The sequence below is a fragment of the Klebsiella sp. K47 genome, assembly GCF_051858335.1.
Taxonomy (GTDB): Bacteria; Pseudomonadota; Gammaproteobacteria; order Enterobacterales; family Enterobacteriaceae; genus Klebsiella; species Klebsiella pneumoniae.
The window spans coordinates 1-8,993 of the sequence record NZ_JBPYUI010000043.1 but is presented as its reverse complement, the minus strand read 5'-3'; the positions used below and the strand labels follow the sequence as shown (position 1 = coordinate 8,993).

Sequence of the window (8,993 nt, the reverse complement as noted above, 5' to 3'; positions counted from 1 at the left end):
CGATTAGGCTACGTAGCAGATAATTTCGCCACCAAGACCAGCCTGGCGCGCTGCACGATCAGTCATAACACCTTTAGAGGTAGAAACAACTGCGATACCCAGACCGGCCATAACTTTCGGCAGCTCATCTTTTTTCTTATAGATGCGCAGACCTGGGCGGCTGACACGCTGAATGCTTTCTACAACAGCTTTGCCCTGGAAATACTTGAGAGTAAGTTCCAGTTCAGGCTTGGTGTCGCCTTCAACTTTAAAATCTTCGATAAAACCTTCTTCCTTCAGCACGTTGGCGATTGCCACTTTCAGCTTGGAGGAAGGCATGGTGACCGCAGCTTTGTTCGCGGCCTGACCGTTACGGATACGGGTCAGCATATCCGCGATCGGATCTTGCATGCTCATCTGTCTTTACTCCCGTGATTCAATTGGTGACAATTACCAGCTAGCCTTTTTCAGACCCGGGATTTCACCGCGCATAGCGGCTTCACGGACCTTAATACGGCTCAACCCGAACTTCCGCAGGAAACCATGCGGACGACCTGTTTGACGGCAGCGGTTACGCTGACGAGACGGGCTGGAATCACGCGGCAGAGTCTGCAGCTTGAGAACGGCATTCCAACGATCTTCGTCGGTTGCGTTCACATCAGAGATGATAGCTTTCAGTTCAGCGCGTTTAGCGAAGAATTTATCAGCTAAAGCCACGCGCTTTACTTCGCGTGCTTTCATTGATTGCTTAGCCATTAAGTAACCCTACCTTACTTGCGGAACGGGAAGTCAAAGGCAGCCAGCAGAGCACGGCCTTCTTCGTCAGATTTCGCAGTAGTGGTAATGGTAATATCCAAACCACGAACGCGGTCGACTTTATCGTAGTCGATTTCTGGGAAGATGATCTGCTCACGGACACCCATGCTGTAGTTGCCACGACCGTCGAAAGACTTAGCGGACAGGCCGCGGAAGTCACGAATACGCGGTACAGCAATAGTGATCAGGCGCTCAAAGAACTCCCACATGCGTTCGCCACGCAGAGTTACTTTACAGCCGATCGGATAGCCCTGACGGATTTTGAAGCCTGCAACTGATTTGCGTGCTTTGGTGATCAGCGGTTTTTGACCGGAGATTGCTGCCAGGTCAGCTGCTGCGTTATCCAGCAGTTTCTTGTCAGCGATCGCTTCACCAACACCCATGTTCAGGGTGATCTTCTCGACCCGAGGGACTTGCATGACAGAATTGTAGTTAAACTCAGTCATGAGTTTCTTAACTACTTCGTCTTTGTAGTAATCATGCAGTTTCGCCATCGTACTACTCCAAATTACTTGATAGTTTCGCTGTTAGACTTGAAGAAACGGACTTTTTTACCGTCTTCGAATCTAAAGCCTACACGGTCAGCCTTGCCGGTTGCCGCATTGAAGATTGCAACGTTAGAAACCTGAATTGCAGCTTCTTTTTCAACGATGCCGCCTGGTTGGTTCAGAGCCGGAACCGGCTTCTGGTGTTTCTTAACCAGGTTGATACCTTCAACAATGACCTTGCCGGAAGACAGGACATTCTTAACTTTACCGCGCTTACCTTTATCTTTACCGGTTAACACGATAACTTCGTCATCACGACGGATTTTCGCTGCCATGATTCGCTCCTTAGAGTACTTCTGGTGCCAGAGAGATAATTTTCATGAACTTCTCGGTACGAAGTTCACGAGTTACCGGCCCAAAAATACGCGTACCGATAGGCTGCTCGCTGTTATTGTTCAGAATAACGCATGCATTACCATCGAAGCGAATGACAGAACCGTCCGGGCGACGAACACCCTTCTTGGTGCGCACCACTACCGCCTTCAGCACATCACCTTTTTTGACCTTACCACGCGGAATTGCTTCTTTGATGGTGATCTTGATGATGTCGCCTACGCCTGCGTAGCGACGGTGCGAGCCACCCAGAACCTTGATACACATTACGCGACGTGCACCGGAGTTGTCGGCGACGTTCAGCATAGTCTGTTCTTGGATCATTTTAGTGCTCCGCTAATGTCAACTACTACTGAGACCCGAAAATTAGGGTCGTTAAAAAGCCCCATATCGAGGGCGCGGCATTATAACACCACAAACCAGATATGGGTAGAAAAAATAAACGGCTCATCGCTGAGCCGTTTATCCGTATCGAGAATGCGTACTCTATTACAGAACCGCTTTCTCTACAACGCGAACCAGCGTCCAGGACTTAGTCTTGGACAGCGGACGGCATTCGCGGATTTCAACCTTGTCGCCGATACCGCATTCGTTGTTCTCGTCATGTACGTGCAGTTTGGTCGTACGTTTGATGAATTTACCGTAAACCGGGTGTTTCACCATACGTTCGATAGCAACAACAATGGATTTCTCCATTTTGTCGCTAACTACGCGACCTTGCAGAGTACGGATTTTATCGGTCATTACGCACCCGCCTTCTGAGTCAGTAAAGTCTTAACGCGTGCAACATCACGACGCACTTGCTTCAGCAGATGAGTCTGTTGCAGCTGGCCACTTGCAGCCTGCATGCGCAGGTTGAACTGCTCACGCAGCAGGTTCAGCAGCTCAGCGTTCAGCTCTTCAACGCTTTTTTCACGCAGCTCTTTTGCTTTCATTACATCACCGTCTTAGTTACAAAGGTGGTTTTGATCGGCAGTTTCGCTGCTGCCAGGCCGAATGCTTCACGGGCCAGCTCTTCCGGTACACCGTCCATTTCATACAGGACTTTACCCGGCTGAATCAAGGCAACCCAGTACTCCACGTTACCTTTACCTTTACCCATACGAACTTCCAGCGGCTTCTCGGTGATCGGTTTGTCCGGGAATACACGGATCCAGATCTTACCTTGACGCTTAACTGCACGGGTCATAGCACGACGTGCTGCTTCGATCTGACGTGCAGTCAGACGACCACGGCCAACAGCTTTCAGACCGAAAGTGCCGAAGCTAACATCCGTACCCTGCGCCAGACCACGGTTGCGGCCTTTGTGCACTTTACGGAATTTTGTACGCTTTGGTTGTAACATCAGCGACGCTCCTTATTTACGGCCTTTACGCTGCTGCTTTTTAGGTTGAGCAGCCGGTTCCGGTTGTTCAACAGCAGCCATACCACCCAGGATCTCACCTTTGAAGATCCATACCTTAACGCCGATTACACCGTAAGTGGTGTGCGCTTCAGAGGTGTTGTAGTCGATGTCAGCACGCAGAGTGTGCAGCGGTACGCGACCTTCACGGTACCATTCGGTACGTGCGATTTCCGCGCCGCCCAGACGGCCGCTAACTTCAACTTTGATACCTTTAGCGCCCAGACGCATTGCGTTCTGTACAGCACGCTTCATCGCACGACGGAACATAACGCGACGTTCCAGCTGAGAAGTGATGCTGTCAGCAACCAGTTTTGCGTCCAGTTCAGGTTTACGAACTTCGGCGATATTGATCTGTGCAGGTACGCCAGCGATATCCGCTACGACCTTGCGCAGTTTTTCTACGTCTTCGCCTTTCTTACCGATAACGATACCCGGGCGAGCGGTGTGAATGGTCACACGGATGCTCTTAGCCGGACGCTCGATAACGATGCGAGATACAGACGCTTTAGCCAGTTCTTTAGTCAGGAACTGACGTACTTTAAAATCGCTGTCCAGGTTGTCAGCGAATTCTTTGGTGTTCGCGAACCAGGTAGAGTTCCATGGTTTGACAATACCCAGGCGAATACCATTAGGATGTACTTTCTGACCCATTGCTAGTCTCCAGAGTCTCAGCGATCGGACACAACCACAGTGATGTGGCTGGTGCGCTTCAGGATGCGATCTGCACGACCTTTAGCACGCGGCATAATGCGCTTCATGCTCGGGCCTTCGTCTACGAAAATTTTCGCAACTTTCAGATCATCAATGTCAGCGCCATCGTTGTGTTCAGCGTTAGCAATGGCAGATTCCAGTACCTTCTTGACCAGTACAGCAGCTTTTTTGTTGGTGTAGGTCAGAATATCCAGGGCCTGCGACACTTTCTTACCGCGAATCAGGTCAGCTACAAGGCGAACCTTCTGAGCAGAAGAACGAGCATGGCGATGTTGAGCTAAAGTTTCCATCTCTTCCTCCTACCTTATTTCTTCTTCGCTTTTTTATCAGCAGCGTGGCCGCGATAAGTACGAGTCGGTGCGAATTCACCCAGTTTGTGACCGACCATTTCGTCGGAAACAAATACTGGAACGTGCTGACGACCATTATGGACAGCGATGGTCAAACCGATCATGTTAGGAAAGATCGTTGAACGACGGGACCAAGTGCGCAGGGGCTTCTTGTCTCCGCTTTCCACCGCTTTCTCTACCTTCTTCAGCAAGTGCAGGTCAATAAAAGGACCTTTCTTGAGAGAACGTGGCATGGCTTATCCTCTAAAATTATTTGCTACGGCGACGTACGATGAATTTATCAGTACGCTTGTTGCTGCGGGTCTTCTTACCTTTGGTCTGCAGGCCCCACGGGGATACCGGGTGCTTACCAAAGTTACGACCTTCACCACCACCATGTGGGTGGTCTACTGGGTTCATCGCAGTACCGCGAACGGTAGGACGAACACCACGCCAGCGTGCAGCACCTGCTTTACCCAGAACGCGCAGCATATGCTCAGCATTGCCAACTTCGCCCAGAGTCGCGCGGCAGTCTGCTTCGACTTTACGCATTTCACCAGAACGCAGACGCAGGGTGACATAAGCACCGTCACGAGCAACGATCTGAACGTAAGTACCAGCGGAACGAGCCAGCTGACCGCCTTTACCTGGTTTCATTTCTACGTTATGAACGGTAGAACCAACCGGGATATTGCGCATCGGCAGGGTGTTGCCTGCTTTGATTGCAGCATCAACGCCAGACTGAATCTGGTCGCCAGCTTTCAGGCCTTTCGGGGCCAGGATGTAACGGCGCTCGCCGTCTTTGTACAGAACCAGCGCGATGTTCGCGGAGCGGTTCGGATCGTACTCAAGACGTTCAACAACTGCCGGGATACCATCTTTGTTGCGTTTGAAGTCAACAATACGGTAAGCCTGCTTGTGGCCACCACCGATATGACGGGTGGTGATACGGCCATTGTTGTTACGACCACCGGATTTGCTGTTTTTTTCCAGCAACGGAGCAAAAGGTTTGCCCTTGTGCAGCTCTGGGTTAACCACTTTAACGACGTGGCGACGACCCGGAGATGTCGGTTTACATTTAACAACTGCCATTGTATTACTCCTCCGACTTACTCAGCGCCGCCAACGAAGTCCAGATTCTGGCCTTCTTTCAGGGTGACGTAAGCTTTTTTCCAGTCGCTACGACGACCGATACGCTGTCCGTGACGTTTAACTTTCCCTTTAACAACCAGGGTGTTAACGACTTCGACTTCGACTTCAAACAGTTTCTGCACAGCAGCTTTGATTTCTGCTTTGGTCGCGTCTTTAGCAACTTTGAGAACGATGGTGTTTGTTTTTTCCATCGCAGTAGACGCTTTTTCAGAAACGTGCGGTGCGCGCAGCACCTTCAGCAGACGTTCTTCACGAATCATGCCAGCATCTCCTCAACTTGCTTAACAGCATCAGCAGTCATTACGACTTTGTCGAAGGCGATCAGGCTAACCGGGTCGATACCGTTCGCATCACGTACGTCAACCTTATGCAGGTTACGTGCGGCCAGGAACAGGTTCTCGTCCAGCTCACCGGTGATGATCAGCACATCTTCCAGAGCCATGTCTTTCAGTTTCTGTGCCAGCAGCTTAGTTTTCGGCGCTTCAACAGAGAACTTCTCGACAACGATCAGACGATCCTGACGTACCAGTTCGGACAGAATGCTTTTCAGCGCGCCGCGGTACATCTTCTTGTTAACTTTTTGACTGTGGTCCTGCGGACGAGCAGCGAAGGTCACGCCACCGGAACGCCAGATCGGGCTCTTGATAGAACCAGAACGCGCACGGCCGGTACCTTTCTGGCGCCACGGTTTTTTACCGGAGCCAGTGATTTCAGCACGAGTCTTCTGAGCACGAGTGCCCTGACGCGCACCGGCTGCATAAGCAACAACAACCTGGTGAACCAGCGCTTCGTTGAAATCACGACCGAAGGTAGTTTCGGAAACAGTCAGCGCGCTCTGCGCGTCTTTCAATACTAATTCCATTGCTATCTCCTCACGCCTTCACAGCTGGTTTAACGATCAGGTCGCTACCGGTCGCACCCGGGACAGCACCTTTAACCAGCAGCAGGTTGCGCTCAGCGTCAACACGTACTACGTCCAGGCTCTGAACGGTTACACGCTCATTACCCAGCTGACCTGCCATTTTCTTGCCTTTGAACACTTTGCCCGGAGTCTGGTTCTGACCGATAGAACCCGGAACGCGGTGGGACAAGGAGTTACCGTGAGTAGCGTCCTGGGTACGGAAGTTCCAGCGCTTAACGGTACCAGCAAAACCTTTACCTTTAGAGGTACCGGTTACGTCAACTTTTTTAACGTCAGCAAACAGTTCAACGCTAATGTTCTGACCTACGGTGAATTCTTCGCCGTCAGCCAGACGGAATTCCCACAGACCACGGCCAGCTTCAACGCCAGCTTTAGCGAAGTGACCCGCTTCCGGCTTGGTTACACGGTTAGCTTTTTTAGCACCGGTGGTAACCTGGATTGCGCGGTAGCCATCGTTAGCCAGGTCTTTAACCTGAGTAACACGGTTTGCTTCAACTTCGATTACGGTTACTGGGATAGAAACGCCATCTTCAGTGAAGATGCGGGTCATGCCCACTTTTTTACCGACTAAACCAATCATTGTTTCAACCTCTCAATCGCTCGATGACCTGATTAACCCAGGCTGATCTGCACGTCTACACCGGCAGCCAGATCCAGACGCATCAGAGCATCAACGGTTTTTTCAGTTGGCTCAACGATGTCAACCAGACGCTTGTGAGTGCGAATTTCGTACTGGTCACGCGCGTCTTTGTTGACGTGCGGGGAGATCAGAACGGTAAAGCGCTCTTTGCGGGTCGGCAGCGGGATCGGACCACGGACTTGCGCACCAGTGCGCTTAGCAGTCTCGACGATTTCCGCGGTTGATTGATCGATCAGACGATGATCAAACGCTTTCAGGCGGATACGGATTCTTTGGTTCTGCATGAGACCAGAGCTCCAATTATTTTATAGACGAAATGATTACTCCTCATACCCATTACGATTGATGGGAGAGTGTAACCGTTCTTACATAGTCCCCCGATTGGGGACATTGTTTGATAACCCAAATGCGATTACCAGGGTTCATATTGAACCGGCCGTCAACTTTGACAGGCCCGCGCATTATACGCAAATTCTGGCGCGACGCAAGTGCTGTTTAGAAAATCATCACCAGGATTTGCGCGCCTTCGCGTTAGCGCGCTGTACGGGGCTGCAATGCGGAGTAAGAGCGCGGATTGTGGGATCCATTCCCGGAAAATGCCTTTTGTGCTGAACGGGAGAGGATGAGCATAGTGACGCAATGTTCATCGATCATTGCGGGGTCACTATGCTCGCCGCCCTCCCCTTCTTGCTGTGCTATAGCGGTTTGACCGTGGCATTATGCCACCAGGATCTGCGCCACGGTCTGCTGCCCGACCGTTACACCTGTCCCCTGCTGTGGAGTGGTTTACTTTTTTATCTCTGTCTGGCGCCGCACCAGCTGCATGATGCCGTCTGGGGGGCGATAGCGGGCTATCTCTCTTTGGCTGCGATTTACTGGCTATACCGCGGTATCCGCGGCTATGAAGGGTTGGGTTATGGAGATATAAAATATCTTGCCGCCCTCGGCGCCTGGCATGGCTGGCGATTGCTGCCGCAGTTGGTCCTGGTTGCCTCGCTACTCGCCGGCATAGCGTGGGCAGGAGCAGGTTTATACGCCAGTTGCGGCGGGAGGAGCAAATGGAGAAGAAGCAACCCGCTGCCGTTTGGGCCATTCCTGGCGGCCGCGGGTTTTTGGTGCGGGTGGCAGACGCTGGCTAATCTGACACTTTGATCTGCGACTGCAGGTAATTTTGCAGACCGATTTTGCCAATCAAATCGAGTTCGGTTTCCAGCCAGTCGATATGGCCTTCTTCATCCGCCAGGATCTCAATCATCATATCGCGGCTGACGTAGTCATGGACGCTGTCGGCATAGGCAATAGCCTCACGCAAATTTTGCGCCCCTTCCAGCTCCAGCCTCAAATCGGACCGCAGCATCTCTTCCACATCTTCACCGATGCCAAGTTTGCCGAGATCCTGCAGATTAGGGATACCTTCGAGAAAAAGAATACGCTCGATATACTTATCGGCGTGCTTCATTTCGTCGATGGATTCGTGGTACTCAATATCGTTGAGGCGCATCAGGCCCCAATTTTTAAACATTCTCGCATGAAGAAAGTACTGATTAATTGCGACTAGCTCATTTCCCAATAATTTATTGAGATAACTTATGATTTTGACATCACCTTTCATTATATAGTCCCTCCGCTTCCACTCATTGAAGCGTAGTCCGGCCTATAGGGATGTCAAAAGAGAAGCGTGGACTTCAGGCGATTTCTTTGAATTCCGGCATGGTGGTTAATTCATCTTCCATCACTTCACGCGCGGCACGAACACACTTACCGCATTGATTTCCCACGGGAACAAACTTACGTAATTGCTGAAAAGATTGCGGTTGAAACTGGCGCACAACCTGACGAATTTTTTTATCGCTGACGCCATTGCACAAACAAACGTACATAGAAACTCCCGTTCAATTTATGCACAAATATTAAATGAGAATGGTTATGATTACAATAGACCATTTGCTCATTATCCGCCGCAACGCACGATATGAATAGCCAGCAAAAATCCGTTTTTCGCTGAATGACAGACAGCAAAAAGGGCGCCGAAGCGCCCTTTTTAATTCAAAGCTAACGAATTAGCCCAGAACTTTAGCTACAACGCCCGCGCCAACGGTACGGCCGCCTTCACGGATTGCGAAACGCAGACCGTCGTCCATCGCGATCGGGTGGATCA

At 51.0% G+C, this 8,993-nt stretch carries 20 protein-coding genes; 1 reads left to right on the top strand and 19 read right to left on the bottom strand.

The window, feature by feature from the left end; genetic code table 11:
• Positions 1-3: 3 nt before the first annotated feature.
• The 16 genes from rpsH to rpsJ form a co-directional block, all read right to left on the bottom strand.
• Positions 4-396 (bottom strand): 30S ribosomal protein S8, encoded by a 393-nt coding sequence (rpsH, locus tag RRF55_RS25625; RefSeq protein ID WP_002919665.1) that lies wholly within the window; start codon positions 394-396, stop codon positions 4-6.
• A 33-nt stretch (positions 397-429) separates the two neighbouring features.
• Complete coding sequence (gene rpsN, locus RRF55_RS25620) at positions 430-735, bottom strand: 30S ribosomal protein S14 (RefSeq protein WP_002919667.1); 306 nt, start codon at positions 733-735, stop codon at positions 430-432.
• Positions 736-749: 14 nt separating this feature from the next.
• Positions 750-1,289 (bottom strand): 50S ribosomal protein L5, encoded by a 540-nt coding sequence (gene rplE, locus RRF55_RS25615; RefSeq protein ID WP_001096200.1) that lies wholly within the window; start codon positions 1,287-1,289, stop codon positions 750-752.
• A gap of 14 nt (positions 1,290-1,303) precedes the next feature.
• The gene (gene rplX / locus RRF55_RS25610; RefSeq protein WP_000729185.1) at positions 1,304-1,618 is read right to left on the bottom strand and encodes a 50S ribosomal protein L24; all 315 of its coding nucleotides are present in this window, start codon (positions 1,616-1,618) and stop codon (positions 1,304-1,306) included.
• Between the two features lie 10 nt (positions 1,619-1,628).
• Positions 1,629-2,000, bottom strand: coding sequence for a 50S ribosomal protein L14 (rplN, locus tag RRF55_RS25605; RefSeq protein WP_002919748.1), 372 nt, complete (start codon positions 1,998-2,000; stop codon positions 1,629-1,631).
• Positions 2,001-2,165: 165 nt separating this feature from the next.
• Complete coding sequence (gene rpsQ / locus RRF55_RS25600; protein ID WP_002919751.1) at positions 2,166-2,420, bottom strand: 30S ribosomal protein S17; 255 nt, start codon at positions 2,418-2,420, stop codon at positions 2,166-2,168.
• On the bottom strand, positions 2,420-2,611 hold the full coding sequence (gene rpmC, locus RRF55_RS25595; protein WP_002919754.1) for a 50S ribosomal protein L29: 192 nt from the start codon (positions 2,609-2,611) through the stop codon (positions 2,420-2,422). The genes rpsQ and rpmC overlap by 1 nt, the downstream gene beginning before the upstream one ends.
• Positions 2,611-3,021: a 50S ribosomal protein L16 gene (gene rplP, locus RRF55_RS25590; protein WP_002919759.1), complete on the bottom strand. Its 411-nt coding sequence runs from the start codon at positions 3,019-3,021 to the stop codon at positions 2,611-2,613. Before rplP ends, rpmC begins: the two co-directional genes overlap by 1 nt.
• Before the next feature lie 12 nt (positions 3,022-3,033).
• Entirely contained in the window at positions 3,034-3,732 is a 699-nt protein-coding gene (rpsC, locus tag RRF55_RS25585) for a 30S ribosomal protein S3 (RefSeq protein WP_002919766.1), read from the bottom strand.
• A gap of 17 nt (positions 3,733-3,749) precedes the next feature.
• Entirely contained in the window at positions 3,750-4,082 is a 333-nt protein-coding gene (gene rplV / locus RRF55_RS25580; RefSeq protein ID WP_002919773.1) for a 50S ribosomal protein L22, read from the bottom strand.
• A gap of 14 nt (positions 4,083-4,096) precedes the next feature.
• Positions 4,097-4,375: a 30S ribosomal protein S19 gene (rpsS, locus tag RRF55_RS25575; protein ID WP_001138115.1), complete on the bottom strand. Its 279-nt coding sequence runs from the start codon at positions 4,373-4,375 to the stop codon at positions 4,097-4,099.
• 16 nt (positions 4,376-4,391) lie between these two features.
• A complete protein-coding gene (gene rplB / locus RRF55_RS25570) occupies positions 4,392-5,213 on the bottom strand; it encodes a 50S ribosomal protein L2 (RefSeq protein ID WP_002919786.1) in 822 nt (273 codons plus the stop codon).
• A 17-nt stretch (positions 5,214-5,230) separates the two neighbouring features.
• Positions 5,231-5,533 (bottom strand): 50S ribosomal protein L23, encoded by a 303-nt coding sequence (gene rplW / locus RRF55_RS25565; RefSeq protein ID WP_000617546.1) that lies wholly within the window; start codon positions 5,531-5,533, stop codon positions 5,231-5,233.
• Positions 5,530-6,135 carry a 50S ribosomal protein L4 gene (gene rplD, locus RRF55_RS25560; RefSeq protein ID WP_002919794.1) on the bottom strand — a complete coding sequence of 202 codons (606 nt, stop codon included), beginning with the start codon at positions 6,133-6,135 and terminating at the stop codon, positions 5,530-5,532. The genes rplW and rplD overlap by 4 nt, the downstream gene beginning before the upstream one ends.
• Before the next feature lie 10 nt (positions 6,136-6,145).
• Entirely contained in the window at positions 6,146-6,775 is a 630-nt protein-coding gene (rplC, locus tag RRF55_RS25555; RefSeq protein ID WP_002919796.1) for a 50S ribosomal protein L3, read from the bottom strand.
• Between the two features lie 32 nt (positions 6,776-6,807).
• A complete protein-coding gene (gene rpsJ, locus RRF55_RS25550) occupies positions 6,808-7,119 on the bottom strand; it encodes a 30S ribosomal protein S10 (RefSeq protein WP_001181005.1) in 312 nt (103 codons plus the stop codon).
• 382 nt (positions 7,120-7,501) lie between these two features.
• Between rpsJ and RRF55_RS25545 the strand changes: the two genes are divergently transcribed.
• Positions 7,502-7,987 (top strand): prepilin peptidase, encoded by a 486-nt coding sequence (locus RRF55_RS25545; protein WP_020801891.1) that lies wholly within the window; start codon positions 7,502-7,504, stop codon positions 7,985-7,987.
• On the opposite strand, the gene bfr is transcribed toward RRF55_RS25545, so the two are convergent.
• The 3 genes from bfr to RRF55_RS25530 all read right to left on the bottom strand — a co-directional run.
• Positions 7,971-8,447: a bacterioferritin gene (bfr, locus tag RRF55_RS25540; protein WP_002919971.1), complete on the bottom strand. Its 477-nt coding sequence runs from the start codon at positions 8,445-8,447 to the stop codon at positions 7,971-7,973. The genes RRF55_RS25545 and bfr overlap by 17 nt on opposite strands.
• Before the next feature lie 73 nt (positions 8,448-8,520).
• On the bottom strand, positions 8,521-8,715 hold the full coding sequence (gene bfd / locus RRF55_RS25535; RefSeq protein ID WP_004152415.1) for a bacterioferritin-associated ferredoxin: 195 nt from the start codon (positions 8,713-8,715) through the stop codon (positions 8,521-8,523).
• A 180-nt stretch (positions 8,716-8,895) separates the two neighbouring features.
• Positions 8,896-8,993 (bottom strand): elongation factor Tu (locus RRF55_RS25530; RefSeq protein WP_072082015.1); only part of this gene is annotated, 98 nt, incomplete at its 5' end.

What these genes read in the sequence shown, in the direction of transcription:
- rpsH (WP_002919665.1), bottom strand. Translation starts at nt 396, where the DNA reads ATGAGCATGCAAGATCCGATCGCGGATATGCTGACCCGTATCCGTAAC.
- rpsN (WP_002919667.1), bottom strand. Translation starts at nt 735, where the DNA reads ATGGCTAAGCAATCAATGAAAGCACGCGAAGTAAAGCGCGTGGCTTTA.
- rplE (WP_001096200.1), bottom strand. Translation starts at nt 1,289, where the DNA reads ATGGCGAAACTGCATGATTACTACAAAGACGAAGTAGTTAAGAAACTC.
- rplX (WP_000729185.1), bottom strand. Translation starts at nt 1,618, where the DNA reads ATGGCAGCGAAAATCCGTCGTGATGACGAAGTTATCGTGTTAACCGGT.
- rplN (WP_002919748.1), bottom strand. Translation starts at nt 2,000, where the DNA reads ATGATCCAAGAACAGACTATGCTGAACGTCGCCGACAACTCCGGTGCA.
- rpsQ (WP_002919751.1), bottom strand. Translation starts at nt 2,420, where the DNA reads ATGACCGATAAAATCCGTACTCTGCAAGGTCGCGTAGTTAGCGACAAA.
- rpmC (WP_002919754.1), bottom strand. Translation starts at nt 2,611, where the DNA reads ATGAAAGCAAAAGAGCTGCGTGAAAAAAGCGTTGAAGAGCTGAACGCT.
- rplP (WP_002919759.1), bottom strand. Translation starts at nt 3,021, where the DNA reads ATGTTACAACCAAAGCGTACAAAATTCCGTAAAGTGCACAAAGGCCGC.
- rpsC (WP_002919766.1), bottom strand. Translation starts at nt 3,732, where the DNA reads ATGGGTCAGAAAGTACATCCTAATGGTATTCGCCTGGGTATTGTCAAA.
- rplV (WP_002919773.1), bottom strand. Translation starts at nt 4,082, where the DNA reads ATGGAAACTTTAGCTCAACATCGCCATGCTCGTTCTTCTGCTCAGAAG.
- rpsS (WP_001138115.1), bottom strand. Translation starts at nt 4,375, where the DNA reads ATGCCACGTTCTCTCAAGAAAGGTCCTTTTATTGACCTGCACTTGCTG.
- rplB (WP_002919786.1), bottom strand. Translation starts at nt 5,213, where the DNA reads ATGGCAGTTGTTAAATGTAAACCGACATCTCCGGGTCGTCGCCACGTC.
- rplW (WP_000617546.1), bottom strand. Translation starts at nt 5,533, where the DNA reads ATGATTCGTGAAGAACGTCTGCTGAAGGTGCTGCGCGCACCGCACGTT.
- rplD (WP_002919794.1), bottom strand. Translation starts at nt 6,135, where the DNA reads ATGGAATTAGTATTGAAAGACGCGCAGAGCGCGCTGACTGTTTCCGAA.
- rplC (WP_002919796.1), bottom strand. Translation starts at nt 6,775, where the DNA reads ATGATTGGTTTAGTCGGTAAAAAAGTGGGCATGACCCGCATCTTCACT.
- rpsJ (WP_001181005.1), bottom strand. Translation starts at nt 7,119, where the DNA reads ATGCAGAACCAAAGAATCCGTATCCGCCTGAAAGCGTTTGATCATCGT.
- RRF55_RS25545 (WP_020801891.1), top strand. Translation starts at nt 7,502, where the DNA reads ATGCTCGCCGCCCTCCCCTTCTTGCTGTGCTATAGCGGTTTGACCGTG.
- bfr (WP_002919971.1), bottom strand. Translation starts at nt 8,447, where the DNA reads ATGAAAGGTGATGTCAAAATCATAAGTTATCTCAATAAATTATTGGGA.
- bfd (WP_004152415.1), bottom strand. Translation starts at nt 8,715, where the DNA reads ATGTACGTTTGTTTGTGCAATGGCGTCAGCGATAAAAAAATTCGTCAG.